Annotated in this window: 17 protein-coding genes and 1 pseudogene; 11 read left to right on the top strand and 7 right to left on the bottom strand. The window is 68.5% G+C overall.

Annotated elements, in window-relative coordinates:
* Positions 1-71: 71 nt before the first annotated feature.
* Both GPX89_RS38825 and GPX89_RS38820 read left to right on the top strand, forming a co-directional pair.
* Complete coding sequence (locus GPX89_RS38825; RefSeq protein ID WP_157392751.1) at positions 72-806, top strand: LppP/LprE family lipoprotein; 735 nt, start codon at positions 72-74, stop codon at positions 804-806.
* Between the two features lie 42 nt (positions 807-848).
* Positions 849-1,634 carry an alpha/beta hydrolase gene (locus GPX89_RS38820; RefSeq protein WP_157392750.1) on the top strand — a complete coding sequence of 262 codons (786 nt, stop codon included), beginning with the start codon at positions 849-851 and terminating at the stop codon, positions 1,632-1,634.
* On the opposite strand, the pseudogene rho reads toward GPX89_RS38820, so the two are convergent.
* A pseudogene (gene rho, locus GPX89_RS38815) lies at positions 1,621-2,817 on the bottom strand (transcription termination factor Rho); the annotation flags it as partial. The gene GPX89_RS38820 and the pseudogene rho sit on opposite strands and share 14 nt — an antisense overlap.
* 293 nt (positions 2,818-3,110) lie before the next feature.
* On the opposite strand from rho, the gene GPX89_RS38810 reads away from it, so the two are divergent.
* Genes GPX89_RS38810 through GPX89_RS38800 form a run of 3 tightly spaced genes read left to right on the top strand, consistent with a single transcriptional unit; the run spans position 3,111 to position 5,160 of the window.
* Positions 3,111-3,620 (top strand): hypothetical protein, encoded by a 510-nt coding sequence (locus GPX89_RS38810; RefSeq protein ID WP_157392748.1) that lies wholly within the window; start codon positions 3,111-3,113, stop codon positions 3,618-3,620.
* A gap of 38 nt (positions 3,621-3,658) precedes the next feature.
* The gene (locus GPX89_RS38805) at positions 3,659-4,690 is read left to right on the top strand and encodes a hypothetical protein (RefSeq protein WP_157392747.1); all 1,032 of its coding nucleotides are present in this window, start codon (positions 3,659-3,661) and stop codon (positions 4,688-4,690) included.
* A 20-nt stretch (positions 4,691-4,710) separates the two neighbouring features.
* Positions 4,711-5,160 carry a hypothetical protein gene (locus GPX89_RS38800; protein ID WP_235949085.1) on the top strand — a complete coding sequence of 150 codons (450 nt, stop codon included), beginning with the start codon at positions 4,711-4,713 and terminating at the stop codon, positions 5,158-5,160.
* Positions 5,161-5,176: 16 nt separating this feature from the next.
* Here GPX89_RS38800 and GPX89_RS38795 read toward each other — a convergent pair whose 3' ends face one another.
* Positions 5,177-5,758, bottom strand: coding sequence for a dihydrofolate reductase family protein (locus GPX89_RS38795; protein WP_157392746.1), 582 nt, complete (start codon positions 5,756-5,758; stop codon positions 5,177-5,179).
* 54 nt (positions 5,759-5,812) lie between these two features.
* Between GPX89_RS38795 and GPX89_RS38790 the strand changes: the two genes are divergently transcribed.
* A complete protein-coding gene (locus GPX89_RS38790) occupies positions 5,813-6,889 on the top strand; it encodes an RNA polymerase subunit sigma-70 (RefSeq protein ID WP_328602806.1) in 1,077 nt (358 codons plus the stop codon).
* Positions 6,890-6,929: 40 nt separating this feature from the next.
* Here GPX89_RS38790 and GPX89_RS38785 read toward each other — a convergent pair whose 3' ends face one another.
* Genes GPX89_RS38785 through GPX89_RS38775 form a run of 3 tightly spaced genes read right to left on the bottom strand, consistent with a single transcriptional unit; the run spans position 6,930 to position 9,131 of the window.
* Positions 6,930-7,334 carry a RidA family protein gene (locus tag GPX89_RS38785; RefSeq protein WP_157392745.1) on the bottom strand — a complete coding sequence of 135 codons (405 nt, stop codon included), beginning with the start codon at positions 7,332-7,334 and terminating at the stop codon, positions 6,930-6,932.
* A gap of 10 nt (positions 7,335-7,344) precedes the next feature.
* The gene (locus GPX89_RS46430) at positions 7,345-8,100 is read right to left on the bottom strand and encodes an IclR family transcriptional regulator (protein WP_157392744.1); all 756 of its coding nucleotides are present in this window, start codon (positions 8,098-8,100) and stop codon (positions 7,345-7,347) included.
* Positions 8,097-9,131, bottom strand: a complete 1,035-nt coding sequence (locus tag GPX89_RS38775; protein ID WP_328602805.1) for a sugar kinase — start codon at positions 9,129-9,131, stop codon at positions 8,097-8,099. Before GPX89_RS38775 ends, GPX89_RS46430 begins: the two co-directional genes overlap by 4 nt.
* A 146-nt stretch (positions 9,132-9,277) precedes the next feature.
* Here GPX89_RS38775 and GPX89_RS45125 point away from each other — a divergent pair, with 146 nt between their 5' ends.
* The 5 genes from GPX89_RS45125 (at position 9,278) to GPX89_RS38750 (ending at position 15,354) form a co-directional block, all read left to right on the top strand.
* Positions 9,278-11,056: a type III PLP-dependent enzyme domain-containing protein gene (locus GPX89_RS45125; protein WP_328602804.1), complete on the top strand. Its 1,779-nt coding sequence runs from the start codon at positions 9,278-9,280 to the stop codon at positions 11,054-11,056.
* 10 nt (positions 11,057-11,066) lie between these two features.
* Positions 11,067-12,683 (top strand): N-acyl-D-amino-acid deacylase family protein, encoded by a 1,617-nt coding sequence (locus tag GPX89_RS38765; protein ID WP_157392742.1) that lies wholly within the window; start codon positions 11,067-11,069, stop codon positions 12,681-12,683.
* Between the two features lie 153 nt (positions 12,684-12,836).
* Complete coding sequence (locus GPX89_RS38760; protein WP_157392741.1) at positions 12,837-13,478, top strand: bifunctional 4-hydroxy-2-oxoglutarate aldolase/2-dehydro-3-deoxy-phosphogluconate aldolase; 642 nt, start codon at positions 12,837-12,839, stop codon at positions 13,476-13,478.
* 11 nt (positions 13,479-13,489) lie between these two features.
* Positions 13,490-14,932 carry a GntP family permease gene (locus GPX89_RS38755; RefSeq protein ID WP_157392740.1) on the top strand — a complete coding sequence of 481 codons (1,443 nt, stop codon included), beginning with the start codon at positions 13,490-13,492 and terminating at the stop codon, positions 14,930-14,932.
* Between the two features lie 50 nt (positions 14,933-14,982).
* Positions 14,983-15,354: a DUF6188 family protein gene (locus GPX89_RS38750; RefSeq protein ID WP_157392739.1), complete on the top strand. Its 372-nt coding sequence runs from the start codon at positions 14,983-14,985 to the stop codon at positions 15,352-15,354.
* On the opposite strand, the gene GPX89_RS38745 is transcribed toward GPX89_RS38750, so the two are convergent.
* Positions 15,297-16,430, bottom strand: a complete 1,134-nt coding sequence (locus GPX89_RS38745; RefSeq protein ID WP_328602803.1) for a GlxA family transcriptional regulator — start codon at positions 16,428-16,430, stop codon at positions 15,297-15,299. The two genes, GPX89_RS38750 and GPX89_RS38745, sit on opposite strands and share 58 nt — an antisense overlap.
* A 38-nt stretch (positions 16,431-16,468) precedes the next feature.
* A complete protein-coding gene (locus GPX89_RS38740) occupies positions 16,469-17,344 on the bottom strand; it encodes an alpha/beta fold hydrolase (RefSeq protein ID WP_328602802.1) in 876 nt (291 codons plus the stop codon).
* Positions 17,345-17,423: the final 79 nt, after the last annotated feature.

Below are 17,423 nucleotides of genomic sequence, written 5' to 3'. Positions count from 1 at the left end.
TGGACCCGATGACCAGTTTGTCTTTCCGTTCGGAACGGAAGTTGGGTCGGGGTAGGGATGTGAGGGGTTCGATGAAGGCCAGATCAGTGTTGTTCGCCGTGCTCGCCACGGGTGTGGTGGCGGTCGCGAGCGGATGCTCGGGCGGTTCGTCCACGCAGGCGGGATCGACGAGCACGACGGTCGCGGTTGCGACGACCGCACCGGCGCAGGGCGGCCAGTCCATACCGCCGACCACGCAGGTCTCGGGTGGCCAGGGCGGCGGTTCGGCGAGTGATTCGAATACGCCAGGAGGCGGCGATAATTCGCCGCAGCCAGCACCGGTCACCACCACCGCCGGAGGCGACGCACCGCAGCCCACGGCGGCGCCGGTGACCACCTCCAATCCCGCACCGAACGGCAGCGGGCACGGGTTGTGCTTCGACCTCAATTCCGCGCTGGCCAACCAGGCGATCAAGAGCCTCGGGCCGACCGCGAACGGCGGTTGGAGCAATCCGTCGGCGAGCAATGATCCGATCTCGGCGGGCTGTGACGGCGTGCTGTCCTGGATGACGGTGGAATCGGGCAACATTCACCCCTACATCCACGTGTTGTTCTTCGCCAATGGCTCCTACCTGGGTACGGCCACCAGCAAGCCCTACGGCTACACCACGGTGACCGGCAAGACCGCCGACACCGTCACGGTGCAGTACAAGTGGGCCAAGCCCGATGACGCGCTGTGCTGCCCGAGCGGTGGCCCCAGCACCGTCACCTTCACCCTCTCCGGTGGCAAGGTGCAGGCGAAGGGCCAGTTCCCGCCCGGCAACTGACCTCTCGCGAGCCCGCGATCCGCGGTGGGGTATGAAAGGGACATGTGGCATCCGGCGAATCCGATCCTGAACGTGCTGACCTATGCGCCGGGCGATCGGCGAGTCGTGGCCACGCCCGAGATGTTCGGGGTCCCCTACACCGATATGTCCCTGACCACCTCGGACGGCGAGACCGTGAACGCCTGGTTCGTGCGGGCGAGCGGGGAGCCGATCGGGCACATCCTGTTCGCGCACGGCAATGGCGGGAACATCGGGGACCGGTCTCCGATGCTCGCCATGCTGTCGGCGGTCGGCTTCGATGTGCTGGTCTTCGACTATCGCGGCTACGGGCGCAGCACCGGGCGGACCAGTGAGGCGGGCACCTACCGGGATGTGCGGGCGGCGCGGGAAGCGCTGCTCGCACAGCCGGGGGTGGATGCGAATCGTGTGGTCTATCTGGGCAAGTCGCTGGGCGGGGGAGTGATGCTCGAGCTGGCGAAGACTCATCCGCCCGCCGCCTTGCTGCTCATGTCGACGTTCACCGGACTGCGGGACGCGGCGGTCGCGGTGTATCCGTTCCTGCCGAAGCTGTTCGTGCCCAACGCCTATCCCAGTCTGCGGCGGATCCGGCAGCTGCGGTGCCCGGTGCTGATCATGCACGGCGACCATGACGAACTGCTGCCGGTCCGGATGGGCCGCGAGTTGTTCGCGGCCGCACCGGAACCCAAGGAACTGGTGATCTATCCGGGCGGGATGCACAACGATCTCATCGGATTCCCCGGCTGGGCGCAGACGGTGGCGGCCTGGGCGGCGGGGGTGCTGCCGCCCAAGCGGCTCACTTCCGGATGATGTTGGCCAGGAACTCGGCATTGCCGCCGGTCTTGCGCAGGCCGTCGAGCAGCAGGTCGAGGGCGCGCTGATCGTCGAGTTCGGCGAGGGTGCGGCGCAGCCGGTCCACGGCCACGCGCTCGGCGGGGTCGAGCAGCAGCTCGTCGCGACGGGTGCTGGACTTGGCGATGTCCACGGCCGGGAAGACGTGGCGGCTCGCCAGGGTGCGGTCGAGTTTGAGCTCGGCGTTGCCGGTGCCCTTGTACTCCTCGAAGATGACCGTGTCGGCGAGCGAACCGGTTTCGACCAGAGCGGTGGCGATGACGGTCAGCGATCCGCCGTGCTCGATATTGCGGGCCGCGCCCAGGAAGCGCTTCGGCGGGATCAGCGCCGTGGAATCCACACCGCCGGAAAGGATCCGGCCGGAGGCATGCCCGGCCATGTTGTAGGCGCGGGCGAGCCGGGTGAGGGAGTCGAGCAGGACGACGACGTCGCGGCCCTCCTCGACCAGCCGCTGCGCGCGTTCGATGGCCAGTTCGGCGATGGCGGTCTGCTGCGCGGGCGATTCGTCGAAGGTGGCGGCCACCACCTCGGCGGGCACACCGCGCGAGAGGTCGGTGACCTCCTCGGGCCGTTCGCCGACCAGCACCAGCATCAGATGGGCCTCCGGGTGGTTGGCCGCGATGCCGTGCGCGATCGCTTGCAGCACAGAGGTTTTGCCCGCCTTCGGCGGTGCGACGATGAGGGCGCGCTGGCCCTTGCCGATCGGCATGATCAGGTCGGTGACGCGGGTGGTGAGCTTGGTCGGCCCGGTTTCCAGCCGCAGCCGCTGATCGGGATGGATGGGGGTCAGGTCCCCGAAGTGCGGGCGCTTGGGCAGGTCGGTGGCCGGGTGGCCGTTGACGGTGTCGACCCGGACCAGGGGAGCGTGCTTGCCGTTCTTGGCATTCGGCTCCGCGAGGCCGGTCACGAGGTCGCCGCGGCGCAGTCCGTGCCCGCGGATCAGCCGGGCGGGGACGTGGATGTCGTCGGGGCCGGGAAGATAGCCGCTGGTGCGCAGCACTCCCGATTGGCCGTTGAGATCCAGGATTCCCGTTGTGTGGGAAAGGGTTTCGATGTGCTCGAGTGCTGGGGCCGGATCCTGTTTCGCGGGACGCGGCCGGGGTTCGATGGTGGTCATGTTGTGTTCTCCTCTGAGGGATCTGGTGACTTGTGCACCGGGAGTGAGTGATTGGAATGGCCTGAGACGGCCGATAGCGGTCGTGAACCGCCCGTGAATCCGAATGCGACCGGGCCGCTGATCCGGCTGCGCCGAATCGGTACAGCTGTGCCGGGATCGAACTCGGGGAGGGAAGAAATCTCGTGGGAGGGATGTGCCTTCGAAAAGCTGAGGTGTCTACCTGCGTCCACGGATTGCGACGCCCTCACCGTACGCCCTCTCCGATCGCCGCGCAACGATCGGCCTCGTCTGCCCCGCCGATGCGTAGCCTGGAACGCATGAGCGATGCCAAGGAACTCGCGGCGTTGTTGGCGCAGCTGCCGGACGCCGAACTCGCCGCCGTCGTGGAGGTGGCCTCGGAGGGCAAGGCCGGATTGGCGGCCCTGCACGCGGTGGCGCAGTCGCTGGCCGCCACCCTCGGTCATGCCCCCGATGTCATCGATGTGACTCCTGACACCCTGCCGGTGGAAAGCTATCCGGAGTCTGAGACGGTCGGCGCATCGGGGCAGGTGGGAGCGGGTCCCGTGGTCACCGGGGTACCGGTACCTCCTGCGGGTATCCCGTCCGCGCCCGGGATCGGCGGGTATACGAACACCGGTGTCCCTACTTTCGAGTCAGTTCGCGATAAGGTCGAGCAGCGCTACGGCACATCGCAGGGGATGGGCGAGCTCGATCGTCAGACACCGGTGGGTCGCAGCGTAGAGGAACAGTGGGATGCGCGAGCCAAGGCCGCGCGGGAACGTCTGGAACAGATTCGAAAATCGGTGCACGGCAACGATTCCGAGTAGTTCCGGCCGGTCCGCTTCGAACTTGATTGGGTGGAACCTTGACCGAGCCGCGCGAAATCGCCGAAAAGTTGCTGGATCTGCAGGTCGACTGGATTGTCGCCGAGGTCAGCGGTGACCGCTTCGCCGAAGTGATCGCCCGCGACGTGAAAGACGTGATCGGTGTCGCCGACACCATCATCTTCCGCGACGTGGTCGAGATCGATCAGGCCAAGCAGACCGTCGCCAATGTCGTCAACCTGATCGGCGGCAGCCCGGTCCTCGGTGACATGGTCCCCGTGCTGGCCGGCTCGCTCTACGAGAACATCGCCGAGAACACCGACTACACCCTCGGTGACGTGGTGGATCGGGAGCCGGTCGAGGCGCTGCTGGAGAAGATCTTCGGCATGCACCAGGCCCAGGAACGGATCCTGGAACGGCTGACCGAGAGCCCCCTGATCGCGACCGTGGCCGCCAAGTTCGTGGACAAGCTGGTCGACGATTTCATGGAGACCAACAAGCAGATCGCGGGAAAGATTCCCGGCGTCGGCTCGCTGGTCTCGATGGGCACCAATGCCGCCAAGTCGGCGCGCAAGGCCGCGGAGAAGGCAGGCGGCACCTTCATCGGCGAAATGGCGGGCAAGGGTGCGCAATTCGCGCTCAAGCGCACCAACAACGCCATTCGCGAGATGCTGCGCGACGCCCCCGTGCACGACGCGGCCATGGAATTCTGGGACCTGCACGCCGGTGAGCCGGTCGCCGGTCTCAAGGAGTATCTGTCTCAGCAGGACCTCGTCGATCTGGCGGTGATCATCCACCGGATCGCGCTGACCACCCGCAACAAGGAGTACGTCGGCGTCCTGGTGGACCAGGGCGTCGAAGTCTTCTTCGAGAAGTACGGCGACCACACCCTCGCGGCCATGCTGCCGGAGCTCGGCCTGAGCGAAGAGGTCATCGCCGAGGAGATCCTGCGCTACGGCCCGGCCGTGGTGGAGGCCGCCAAGCGCAACGGCGTGCTGGCCAAACTGATCCGCGAACGACTGGAGCCGTTCTTCCTGTCCGAGCAGGTGCTCGCGGTGCTCGCCGGGAACTGATTCCCTCCAGGGAATCGATCATGGCATCGAATCCGCGCAGACTCGATGCCATGACCGATTTCAACGACCTCGCCAACCGCTACCTCGCCCAGTGGAACGAATCCGATCCGGCCTTGCGCCGCAAGCTGATTCGGGAAATCTGGGCCGAGGACGGCGTGCAGTTCCTCGTCGATCCGCCGGAGGATGTGCGAAACGCCGCCGCCCGCATCAGTTTCCCGATTCCGCAGCTCGAAGTGCGTGGGCACGACCTGCTGGAGCGCCGGGTGGAACGGGCCTACGAGATGTTCATCGAGACCGGGCACCGATTCGTCCAGCGCGGTGCGGCGACGACCCTGCTGAAGGATGTCATCGCGTTCACCTGGTCGATGGTGACCGAGGACGGCGCCGTGGTCGGCGGCGGGATGGACGTGCTCGCTCTGAACGAGGACGGTCGCATCCGCACCGACCATCAGCACATCGGAATCGACTAGGGCTGCGTCGATTTCGTCACTGACCGTTTTCGTACACCAGGCTCAGCCGACCGTTCGGCAGTTGCTCGACCTTGGTCAGCTCCATCGCGTGCCGCGCCGATGACGGGAACAACGCCTTGCCCTCTCCCACGATCAGGGGATAGACGATCAGGCGCAGCTCGTCCACCAGACCCGCGTCCATGGCGGCGGCCGCGATGGTGGGACCGCCGATCAGGTAGATATCCTTGCCCGGTTCCCGCTTCATCGCCGCCACCGCATCCAAGTTCGCGAGGATGCGGGTGTTCGGCCACGCCACCGATTCCAGCGTGCTCGACACCACGTAGTGGGTGGTCTGCGCCGCGAATCCGGACCATTCGACATCCGCCGCCGTCGGCACCCTCCCGCTGAACGGGTGAATCTCGCTGGGCGCGGCCGCGACCCGTGACCAATACTGCTCGTACAGCGGATAGAACTCCGCGCCGAGCACGCACGCATCGATCTGCGTCGTCAGCCACGAGCCGAAGTCCTCCGGCCAGCTCTCGACCCAGTCGGCGTATCCGTCCGGCCCGCCGTACTTCCCGTCGGCCGAGATCTTGAAAGCCGCGATCACCTTGCGCATTGTCGTCTCCAGTTCGTTGGTGGCGGCCCGTACGGATCGCCGGTATGTGTTGTAGTGATCCGGGAGATCCCGAAAAATCACCGCGAGGCGGAATCCCGGGCCGCCGAGAGTTCGGTCGGGGAAGAGAGCGTGGCCATGCCGATCGGTAGCGAGGAGTTCGCGATCCTGTTCGCGCCGTACCGCCGGGAGCTGCTGGTGCACTGCTATCGCATGCTCGGCTCGGTGCACGACGCGGAAGACGTGGTTCAGGAGACGTATCTGCGAGCCTGGCGCTCGTACGACGACTTCGAAGGCCGGTCCGCACTTCGGCATTGGCTCTACCGGATCGCGACCAATGCCGCGTTGCGGGAACTGGAGAAGGGCCATCGGCGGTGGCTGCCATCGGGTTTGGGCAATCCGGTGCGCGAACCCACCGATGACCAGATGCTCGAACGGCACGATATCGCGTGGTTGGAACCGATTCCGACCACGCTCGTGCGGTCCGCCTCGGAACCACAGGATCCCGCGGACACCGTCACGCAATCGCAGAGCGTCAGGCTGGCATTCGTTGCGGCGCTTCAATATCTGTCGCCACGGCAGCGCGCCGTCCTGCTGTTGCGCGACGTGCTGGCGTTTCGAGCGTCGGAGGTCGCGGGACTGCTGGATATCAGCCTCGCGGCGGCCAACGGCCTGCTGCAGCGCGCCAGGGACAAACTGGCGGCGGCCGCGCCATCCGAGCAAACCGTCAGCGACACACTCGAACCCGACCAGCAGCATGCTCTCGACGAATACATGGCCGCGTTCGCGAACTCCGATATTCCGCGCTTACAGCGAATATTGCTGGCCGACGCGTCCCTGGAGATGCCGCCGGTGTCGACCTGGTTCTCCGGCCGTGCCGTCGTGATCGGCTTCTTCACCCCGCCGTTCAGCACCGGACCCGGCCTGTTCCGGGTTATTCCCGCCGCTGCCAACGGCCAGCCCGCCGCCGCGCTGTACCTGCGGCACGACGACGGTTCCTATCGTGCCCACGCGTTCCATGTGCTCACGCCCGCGCCCGGTGGGATCGCGCGGATAGTCGTGTTCCTCGGGCCCGCGGTCTTCGAACTGTTCGATCTTCCTGTGACCATCGACCATGCGGCAGTGGAGGGGTAGCACCGTGCGGTGCCACCCCTCCACTCATTCGAGACGGGCCCTACTCGACGACGGCGATGCCGTCGATCTCGACGAGCATCTCCTCGCGCGGGAGGCCGGTGAAAACGGTTGTGCGGCTGGGGAGTACCTCGCCGGTGGTGTGCTCGTTGACGAACTTGCCGTAAGCCTCGTTCATGATGGCGAAGTCCTCGCGCTTGGTGAGGTAGACGCGCAGCATCACCACGTCGTCGAAGCTCGCGCCGCCCGCCTCGACGATCGCCTTCACGTTCTCCAGAGTCCGGATCGTCTGCGCCGCAACATCACCCGGGTACAGGTACTCATTGGTCTTCGGGTCGACGGGCCCCTGACCGGAGACCTGCAGGAACGGGCCCTTGCGCACACCCTGGGAGAAGGTGTGCGCGGGGGCGGGGGCGTTCTCGGTGCGGATGGCGATCTTCTGGCTCATGGTCGGCCTTTCACTGGTCGGGGCTCGGGCTCCAGCCGAGCTCGGTGGAGATGGCCTCGGCGGTGCCGCGCACTTGCGGCAGCAGTCCGAGGACCTGGTCGTGATCGAGCAGCATGTCCGGCACCGACACCGACAGCGCGGCGACGGTCGCGCCGGTGCCGTCGTGGATCGGGACGGCCACGCAGTTGATGAAGCTCTCATGCTCCTCGTGGTCCTCGGCGAAGCCTTGGGCCGCAACGAGTTCGAGTTCCGCGAGGTATTGCTCCGGAGTGCGGATGGTGCGGTCGGTGTAGGGGCGGTATTCGATGCCCGCCGCGATGGCGGGCCACTGCGTGCGGGGCAGCGCGGCCACCAGCACCTTGCCGACGGCAGTGCAGTGCAGCGCGGCCGGGCGGCCGATGCGCGAGTACATGCGCACGCTGTGGGTGGCGTCGAGCTTGTCGATGTAGACGGCCTCGCCGGATTCGTAGGTGGCCAGGTGCACGGTCTGCCCGGTGTCGGCGTTCAGCGCCGCCAGGTGCGGGCGGGCCACCGTGCGCACGTCGCGGCCCTCGAGGGACCGGTTGGCCAGTTCGAAGAGCCTGGTGCCCAGCCGGTACCGGTGCTCGCTGTCATGGGTGACGAAGCGGTCCGCCTCCATGGTCTGCAGCAGCCGCAGCACCGTGGACTTGTGCACGCCGAGTCGAGTCGCCAACTGGTCCAGCGACTTCGGCTCTTCGCCGAGTTCGACCAGGAGGGTGAGGGCGCGTTGGAGGCTCTGGCTCATGAGGCAACATTCTCGGGTACGAACGAACCGGGGCGGTACTGCGTGGCAGCCCATTCGGACGGGGTTGCGGCGGCGAGGGATTCGAGGAGCGGGAGCGGAGGCAGTTCGGCGATGTCGCCGGTGCCGGTGAGCGCGGCCGCGGCGCACAGATGCCCGAAGCGCAGCAGCTGCTCGTGCGGACGGCCCTGCAGCAGGGCCGCGAGGTAGCCGCCCGCGAAAGCGTCTCCCGCGCCGATGCGTTCGGTGACCTCGAGGGTGAGGGCCGGGACCTCGAGGCGGTCCGCGCCCAGGAATCCGGTGACGGAGTGCTTGTCGTTCTTCACGATCAGATGCCTCGGCTGCGGGAACGCGGTGCGCAGCCGGTCGGCGTCGCCGATGCCGAACACCTCCTCGGCCTCGTCCGCGCCGAGGAACACCACGTCGCTGCCGCCGATGTGGCGGGCCAGGATGTCGGCGGCGGATTCGGTGCGGCGCGCCCACAGGGCGGGGCGGTAGTTGAGATCGAAGCTGATCAGCCGGCCGCGCCGGGGGAGGGCGACGAGGGCGTCGGTGAGCTCGGTCGCCGAGGTCGAGAGCGCGGTGGTGATGCCGGTGAAGTGGATGAGTTCGGCCTGGTCGAGCAGGTCGGCCGCAGTGGTCAGATCCGCCGGGGACAGTGCGCTCGCGGCGGAACCGGTGCGGTAGTACAGCATTCGGCTGGCTCCGGCGGCCAGGTCGGTGGGCCGGTCCGAACCGCTGCCACGTTCCTTCACGTACACCCCGGTCGGGCGCGTGGCGTCGACCGTGACGGCGGAGGTGTCCACGCCGCGCTCGGTGAGGTGGCGGACCAGATACCGGCCGAAGCCGTCGTCCCCGACCCGCGACATCCATCCGGTCGGCACACCCAGCTGGCTCAGCACGCAGGCGACATTCGCCTCGGCTCCACCCGCGCCGCGGTCGAACACCGGGGAGTCCTCGAGCGGTCCGGGCGCCGCGATGAGCACCGCGAGCCCCTCGCCGACGGTGACAGCCCGGGTGGTCGGCTGGATCACACCAATCTCCTTCGAATGGTTGCGGCTTTCGGACATTACGTGCAGACTAACCACCAGAAACACGATGTGCAACAAGCGTTGCAAATTATGCAATGCAGTATCGCTCTCACGGGCGATGCGAGGTTGCTTCGACCGGAAGGAGCGTCGTGGCCGTCGACAAAGGAGTCGTCGCAACGCTGAGCGACACGGTCGCCGCATGCGGTGACACCGTCCTGGGCCCGCAACACAAGTCGCTGCCACCCGCCGCCTGGGGGCTGACCGTGCGCGAGTACCTGGCCACGGCCCCGCACCTGGACGAGTTGCAGACCCCGATCCTCACCATGGACCGCTCCGCGCTCGACGCGAACCGCGCGGTCATGGCCGACTGGGCCCGCGCCGCCGGCGTCCGCCTCGCCCCGCACGGCAAGACCTCCATGTCCCCGCAGCTCTGGAAAGAGCAGCTCGACGCCGGAGCCTGGGCCATCACCCTCGCCACCGGCTGGCAGGTCCAGATCGGCCGCGCCCTCGGCCTCGGCCGCATCCTGCTGGCCAACGCTCTCCTGGACCCGGTCGCATTGCGTTGGGCCGCAGCCGAAATCGAGCGCGACCCGAACTTCGAGCTCTACAGCTGGGTCGACGGCGTCGACTCGGTCCGCGAAATGGAACGCCACCTCGAGTCCGCGCCGGTGCACGTGAAGCTGAACGTCATCGTCGAACTCGGTGGCCCACACGGCCGTACCGGCGCCCGCGGCCTCGCCGCCGCCCACGAGGTAGCCGACGCGGTCCACAAGTCCTCGCGCCTGCGCCTGGCCGGAGTCGGCGGCTACGAAGGCGCCCTCGCCCACGACCGCACCCCCGAAGGTCTCGCCGCCGTGCGGCACTACCTGGACGAGATCGCCATCCTGCACCAGGAACTCGCGGCGGCCGGACGCTACGACGAATTCATCGGCGGCCCCGGCGTTGCTGCCGACCACACCTCGCCCCGTCATCCCGGCACGTTGTCGGCCGGAAGCGACCAGGTCGCTGCGTATCCCGGCCACGAGCATGCCGGGCCGATGGGCGGGTCCTCCACCGGTATGGGCAAGACTGCTGGATCCGCGGAGGAAGCCGCCCCGGGCAGCGCCGCGAACGGGTTGCGCGAGAGCGCGATCGGTGCGCGCGCGGAGACGCGTGCCGCCGGGTTGCGGGAGGCTGCGGTCGGAGCAGCCGGTGGGGGTACTCCCGGAGCGCCGGGCGGCACCGCGCGCCGTCATTCCGGTGCGGGATCGGCCGGAATCGACTCGGACGCTGTGGATCCCGGCGGCGAAAATGCTGGACTGACGGGTGGTCCCGGCGCCTCCAGGGCCGACGCCGCTGTCGGTGCGTCCGACGCCGGACGCGCGTGCGGTGGTCGAGCGGCGATCGTGACGGCCGGGGGATCGGCGTATCCGGATCTGGTGGTCGAGCGGTTGGCGGGGCTGGCCGATGAGGGTGGCGCGCACGGGGTTCCGACTGCGGTGGTGTTGCGGTCCGGGGCTTACCTGGTGCACGACGACGGGTTCTATTCGGGGATTTCGCCGCTGGCCGCCGGGCGCTCGGAGCATCCGTTGCGGTCGGCCATGCACGGATGGGCACGGTGTGTGTCCCGCCCGGAGGTGGAGCTCGCGCTGCTCGATGCGGGTAAGCGGGATCTGCCGTTCGATGAGGGGTTGCCGGTCCCGCAGCGGATGGCGGGACCGGCAAGCATGCCGTTGCCGGAGGGGGCGCGGGTATCGGCGTTGAACGATCAGCACACCTTCCTGCGGTTGCCCGGTGGGTCGGATACCGATATTCCGGTGGGAAGTGTTGTGCGGCTCGGTCTTTCGCATCCGTGTACCGCGTTCGACAAGTGGCGGCTGATTCCGGTGATCGATGACGCCGAGGCCGAGCGGCCGCTGGTCGTCGGCTTCCTGCCGACCTACTTCTGATCGGGATGTCATGGCCGACTTACTGATTCGGAACATCGACGTCATCGACGGGACCGGTGGGGAGCGGTACCGGGCGGATGTGGTGGTCGACGGCGGGCGCATCGCGGAGATCGCCGCGCCCGGCACCGTCGCGGGAGCCGACCGGATCCTCGACGAGGGTGAGAACCTGGTGCTGGCACCGGGATTCATCGATATGCATGCGCATTCCGATCTGCATCTGCTCACCCATCCGGGGCACTTTCCCAAGCTGAGCCAGGGCATCACCACCGAGGTGATCGGTCAGGACGGGCTGTCCTACGCGCCCGTCGACGATGCCGCGCTGGCCATCGTGCGCCGCCAGATCGCCGGGTGGAACGGCAATCCCGCCGATCTCGACTTCGACTGGCGCACGGTGGGGGAGTACCTGGACCGGCTGGACCGGTCCGGGATCACCCCGAACGCCGCGTATCTGGTGCCGCAGGGCACCCTGCGCCTGATGGTGGTGGGCACCGAGAAGCGTGCCGCCACCGCGGACGAAATCCACCGCATGCGCCTGATCCTGCGACAGGCCCTGTCCGAGGGCGCGGTCGGCATGTCCAGCGGGCTCACCTACACGCCCGGAATGTACGCCGACACTTCGGAACTCGCGTCGCTGTGCGAGGTGGTCGCCGAGTTCGGCGGCTTCTACGCCCCGCACACCCGCTCCTACGGGGCCGGAGCGCTGGACGCCTACGCCGAGATGATCGAGCTCGCCCGCCGTACCGGCGTGGCCCTGCATCTCACCCACGCCACCATGAACTTCGGCGAGAACCGCGGCCGCGCACCGGAATTCCTCGCCATGATCGACGCGGCTCTGGCCGAGGGCTGCGACATCACCCTCGACACCTACCCGTATCTGCCCGGCTCCACCACGCTGTCGGCGCTGCTGCCCAGCTGGGCCATGAGCGGCGGACCGGATGCCGCGTTGGAACGCCTCGGCGATCCGGACGCCCGGGCCCGAATTGTGGCAGACGTCAATGTCAACGGTTCCGACGGCTGCCACGGCGTGACCGTCGAGTGGGAGACCATCCAGATCAGCGGCGTCGCGAACCCGGACCTGAACGAATTCGTCGGCCGCACGATCGCCGAGATCGCGACCGCGCAGGCCCGCCCGCCGGTCGAGGTGTTCTTCGACCTGCTGACCCGAGACCAGTTGGCCACCAGCATCCTTCAACACGTCGGCCACGAGGAGAATGTGCGCGCCATCATGCGCCACCACCGCCACATGGGCGGCACCGACGGCCTGCTCGCCCCCGCCCGCCCCCACCCCCGCGCCTGGGGCACCTTCCCCCGCTACCTCGGCCACTACACCCGAGACCTCGGCGTCCTCGCCCTCGAGGACTGCGTCCACCACTGCACCGGCCGCCCCGCCGCCCGCCTCCGCCTGTCCGACCGCGGCCTGATCCGCCCCGGCTACGCCGCCGACCTGGTGCTCTTCGACCCGGCCACCGTGATCGACACGGCGACCTTCGAAGAGCCCAAGCAGCAGGCACAGGGCATCCCTTACGTCCTCGTGAACGGCGAATTCGCCTTGGACGCAGGCAAACCCACCGGCATTCGCGTCGGCCGCGCCCTGCGCCTGAATGCTGCGGCCGGGGAAACCCGATGATCGCGGCAGCGTCGGGCAGCGAGCCGAGTTCCCGACGAGCCGACGCGCGCCACCGTTGGTGCGGATACCTACCGAATTTCATTCGACACCAGGCAGACCCAGCGGCGGGCGCGCGATGAACGCGAGGCCGCGAGCTATGTGGAAGGAGTTTCGATGAGCGGCGCTGTGGAGGGCGATTCGCCCGCCGTGGAGGCCATCCTGGTCGATCGCGCGCTGACCGTGGTGCGGGCGCCGGAGATCCCGGATCCGGTGGCACTGGCGAATGCGATCGCCGGGGCCGGAATCCGGGCGGTGGAACTGACTTTCACCACGCCCGGAGTCCTGGGGTACATCCGTGAGATCTCCAAGGGGGCGCGTGCCGTGATCGGCGCGGGCACCGTGTTGAGCCGGGATCAGGCCGAGTCCGCCATCGACGCGGGGGCGCAGTTCCTGGTTACTCCGGGTCTCAGTGAGCAGGTCGCCGAGGTGGCCGCGCAGCGCGAGATCCCGGTTGTCATGGGTGCTTTCACCCCCTCCGAGGTGATGCGGGCCATGGAGCTGGGGGCGGCCGCGGTGAAGATCTTTCCCGCCCGGGCGCTGGGGCCGGGCTATTTGAAGGACCTGCGCGGTCCGTTTCCCGACGTCCGCCTGATCCCCTCCGGCGGGGTCAATGCGGGCAATGCCGCCGACTTCCTCGCCCACGGGGCGGTCGCGGTCACCGCCGGAACCGATGTCGTACCACCCGCCGCCGTGGCGGCGGGCGAATGGGCCGAGATCGCCTCGCGCGCGGCCACATTCGTTCGAGCGTTGAACTGAGAGGTATCCCCATGAGCACCACCGTGGACTGGCTGCGCACCAGCACGCCGGGACTGCTGCTGCTCTGCGGTGCGGCCATCGCCGTACTGCTGATCGCGATCATCCGGTTCAAGCTGGAACCGTTCATCGCCCTGCTGCTCACCGGGCTCGGGCTGGCGCTGGCCGCCGGGCTGCCGGTCAACCAGATCGTCGGCACCGCGCTGAAATCCGGTGACTCCCTATTGGAGACCGGATTCGGCTCGATCCTGGGCCATATCGCCGTGATCATCGGCTTGGGCACCGTGCTCGGCGCGATCCTGGAACGCTCCGGCGGCGCGGATGTGCTGACCGCCAAGCTGCTGAGCCTGTTCGGCGAGAAGGGCGCTCCCGTCGCCATGGGCCTGCTCGGGCTCATCTTCGGTATCCCGGTGTTCTTCGACATCGGCATCTTCGTGCTCGCGCCGCTGGTGTATGTGGCGGCCAAGCGCGGCGGACGCTCGCTGGTGCTGTACGCCCTGCCGATGCTCGCGGGCCTGTCCATGACCCATGCCTTCCTGCCCCCGCACCCGGGCCCGGTGTCGCTGGGCGGTCTGCTCGGGGTGAGCCTGGGCTGGCTGATCGTCATGGGATTCGTCTGCGGCATACCGGGATTCATCGCGGCGGGCATCGTGTGGGGCAGCTGGATCGGCAAGCGCGTGCAGATCGAGGTGCCCGCGGACTTCCTGGTCGGCGCCGAGATCGACGGTGCCGACGGCCCGGGCACCCCGGCGGGCGACGCCGCGACCGCGACGCTGGTCAAACGGCCCTCGGTCGGCCTGATCGGCGCGATCATCGCGATCCCGCTGGTCCTCATTCTCGGCGCGACCTTCGGCAGCCAGCTGCTGACCAAGGGCTCGAAGCCATTGCAGGTCTTGACGTTCCTGGGCACCCCCGCCGTGGCCTTGCTGCTGACGGTGCTCGTCGCCTTCTACGTGCTCGGCATCCGGCGCGGATCCACGGTGCAGGAGCTCAGCGCCGTGACCGCCGAGTCGCTGCGCCCGGTCGGCATGCTGCTGCTGGTGGTCGGCGCGGGCGCGTTCTTCGGAAAGGTGATCTCCGCCACCGGAATCGGCACCGCCCTGGCCCACACCATGGCGGCGGCCGGGCTGCCGGTGATCGTGCTCGCCTATGTGATCAGCTGCGGTCTGCGCATCGCGCAGGGCTCGGCCACGGTGGCCATCGTCACCACGGGCGGCATCGTCGCGCCGCTGGTGCACGAGCAGGGCTATTCGCAGGTGGCACTGGCCCTGATCGCCATGTCCATCGCGGCCGGTTCGATCATCCTCAGCCACGTCAACGACGGCGGCTTCTGGATCATCTCGAAGTTCTTCAACATGAGCGTCAAACAGACCCTGCAGACCTGGACCGTGCTGGAAACGGTGCTGTCGGTGGTCAGCTTCGCGGTGGCCGCCGTGCTGTTCGCGATCCTCACCTGAGGTGACATTCGGGCAGAGTGGAATCAGACACTTCGGATAGGGAGACCCGCATGGACCTACCGATCGCTGGTTCCACTCTCGCCGTTTCGACCGCGTCCACCATCTACCAGCTCTCCCTCGAGGCCGGCGCCTACGTGCTGAACATCGAGGGCGAGGCCGCGGTGCACAGCCCCAACGGGGCCAGCCTGCACCGGATTCCGGGCGAGCCGCACACCGAGGACCTCGCCGCCGCCCTCACCGGCGTGATCGTCGCGGCCGTCGTCTCCGACTCCGGGGAACTGCGCATCGATCTGGAATCCGGTCACCGCCTGGTGGTCGAACCCGACCGCTATTTCGAGGCGTGGAACCTCACCGCGCCCGGCCGCTATCTGGTGGTCTGCATGCCCGGCGGCGAGCTGGCCGTCTGGTCGGCCGAAACCTGATCGGCGTGTTCGAGTTTCGCCGGGTGCTTGTCCGTGGAGAAATGCTGCCGGTAGCGTTCGGGGGTGGTGCCGAGACGGCGGGTGAAGACGCGGTGCAGGGTCTCGCCGTGGCGGTAGCCGACCTGGCGGGCGATCGCGCCGACGGTCAGCTCGCTGGACTCCAGCAGGCGGCGGGCCGCCTCCACGCGCAGGTCTTCCACGAAAGCCGCGGGCGTGCTGCCGGTCTCGGTGCGGAAGGCGCGCGCGAACTGGCGCTCGCTCATGCCCGCGCGGCGCGCCAGTTCGGCCACCCCGAGATCGTCGCCGAGATGATCGGGCAGCCACTGCTGAACCGCGCGGATGGCCGGCGTGCGGGCGGGCTGGGCCCGCATCTGCGCGCTGAACTGGTCCTGCCCGCCGGTGCGCCGGGTGAACATCACCGATACCCGCGCGACCAGGGCGGCGGTTTCGCGGCCGTGGTCGTCCTCGACCAGCGCCAGCGCCAGATCCAGGCCCGCCGTCATGCCCGCGGAGGTCCAGCGATTGCGGTCGTGCACGTAGATGCGGTCCGGCTCCACGGTGATCCGCGGATAGCGCTGCGCCAGTAGCGCGGTCGAGGCCCAATGGGTGGTGGCCCGGTAGCCGTCCAGCAGTCCGGCGGCGGCCAGCAGCAGCGCGCCCGCGCACACCGATGCCACCCGTCGTGCCTTGCGGGCCAGGGCGGGCAGCTCCGGGACCACCTGCGCGGCCCCCGGGCCCTGGACATCGCCACCGACGACGATGAGGGTGTCGAAGTCCGGACCGGCGGCGATGTCGTCGAGGGAATGCGCGACGGTGACGGTCAAGCCGCCGTCCGCGGTGATCGGACGGCCGCCGGGCGCGGCCGTGAGCAGCCGATAGGGCTGTGCGGGGGAAGCGTCCCCCGCGGCCGGGTCGTCGTCCACGGTGATCGTGTGCCCGCGCAGTTCCGGCGGCAGCCGTTGCGGTGGCGTCTCGGCGATCCCGTTGACCACCGAGAACACATCCAGCGGCCCGGCCAGTTCGGATATCTGCATGCCTTGGAAGACGACGAAGACGATGGTGCGAGGGGCGGGCACCTCGCCATCATCGCAGTCCCCGGGCACGGCCGCCACGGTCAGTGGCTGACCGGATCGGACGCGGTGCGGGCGGCGTGCCGGTCCAGGAACGGGATGATCAGCTCGGCCATCCGGTCGGCGGATTGGGCGTGCGGGTAGTGGCCGCCGCCCTCGACCATCGCCACCTTGCCGAGCCCGAGCGGCATGGCGTCGACGACCCGCCGCGCCTCGGCCTCGGGATCGGCGAAATCGGGATCCTGGGTGCCGAAGAGCACCAGTGCGGGACAACGGATTTCGGCGATGCGCGCGTGGGCGTCGGCGGGGGTGGTGGCGCCGGTCTTCATGAATTCCTCCCAGCGCCCGGGCTGCCGCAGCAGGGCCCGGAGTCCGGCGATGAACTGCGCGTGGTCGGCGGGCTTGGTCGGGTAGGCGATGTCGAGGTAGCGGAACCACCATCCGAACGACTTCAGTCCCTGGGTCAGGCCCAGCCGGACCATTCCGCGGCGGTAGCGTCGGCTGGTGAGCATCGCGCCCGGGTAGAACCGCTGGGTCAGGGTGAACGGGTCGACTTCCACGATGGCGCTGACCAGTTCGGGGGCTTCGGCCGCGGCGATGGTGGCCGAACCGCCGGACAGCGAATGGCCGATGATCACGGCCGGGCCCCCGAAATGCCGGATCACGCCGAGCAGATCGAGGGCCACGTCGGTGCGGCTGATGGCCTCTTTCCCGGTCACCGAGGGCCAGCCCATGCTGGACTCGCCGTGCCCGCGCATATCGGCATTGACCACCCGGTACCCGGCGGCGACCAGCGGCCCCACCAGATGCCGGAACTCCTGCCGCCAGGTGCCCATGCCGTGCGACAGCACCACCAGCGGTCCGTCTCCGGCCACGTCGCACGCGATCCGTCCGTGCTCGAGGGTTACGAACTCGGTCATCTTCCCGGTCCTTCCAAGCGATGTCGTTCCCGCCGCGTTGTGCGGCATGCCGGAATTGAACGCCGGAAACGGGAGCCGG

This window comes from Nocardia terrae (genome assembly GCF_009760405.1).
In the GTDB taxonomy this organism is placed as follows: domain Bacteria; phylum Actinomycetota; class Actinomycetes; order Mycobacteriales; family Mycobacteriaceae; genus Nocardia; species Nocardia terrae.
The sequence above is the reverse complement of the archived record's forward strand: the minus strand, read 5'-3'. Positions and strand labels throughout refer to the sequence as shown.

Coding starts and splice junctions, on each gene's coding strand:
- GPX89_RS38825 (WP_157392751.1), top strand. CDS start 72: ATGAAGGCCAGATCAGTGTTGTTCGCCGTGCTCGCCACGGGTGTGGTG.
- GPX89_RS38820 (WP_157392750.1), top strand. CDS start 849: ATGTGGCATCCGGCGAATCCGATCCTGAACGTGCTGACCTATGCGCCG.
- GPX89_RS38810 (WP_157392748.1), top strand. CDS start 3,111: ATGAGCGATGCCAAGGAACTCGCGGCGTTGTTGGCGCAGCTGCCGGAC.
- GPX89_RS38800 (WP_235949085.1), top strand. CDS start 4,711: ATGGCATCGAATCCGCGCAGACTCGATGCCATGACCGATTTCAACGAC.
- GPX89_RS38795 (WP_157392746.1), bottom strand. CDS start 5,758: ATGCGCAAGGTGATCGCGGCTTTCAAGATCTCGGCCGACGGGAAGTAC.
- GPX89_RS38785 (WP_157392745.1), bottom strand. CDS start 7,334: ATGAGCCAGAAGATCGCCATCCGCACCGAGAACGCCCCCGCCCCCGCG.
- GPX89_RS46430 (WP_157392744.1), bottom strand. CDS start 8,100: ATGAGCCAGAGCCTCCAACGCGCCCTCACCCTCCTGGTCGAACTCGGC.
- GPX89_RS38765 (WP_157392742.1), top strand. CDS start 11,067: ATGGCCGACTTACTGATTCGGAACATCGACGTCATCGACGGGACCGGT.
- GPX89_RS38760 (WP_157392741.1), top strand. CDS start 12,837: ATGAGCGGCGCTGTGGAGGGCGATTCGCCCGCCGTGGAGGCCATCCTG.
- GPX89_RS38755 (WP_157392740.1), top strand. CDS start 13,490: ATGAGCACCACCGTGGACTGGCTGCGCACCAGCACGCCGGGACTGCTG.
- GPX89_RS38750 (WP_157392739.1), top strand. CDS start 14,983: ATGGACCTACCGATCGCTGGTTCCACTCTCGCCGTTTCGACCGCGTCC.
- GPX89_RS38740 (WP_328602802.1), bottom strand. CDS start 17,344: ATGACCGAGTTCGTAACCCTCGAGCACGGACGGATCGCGTGCGACGTG.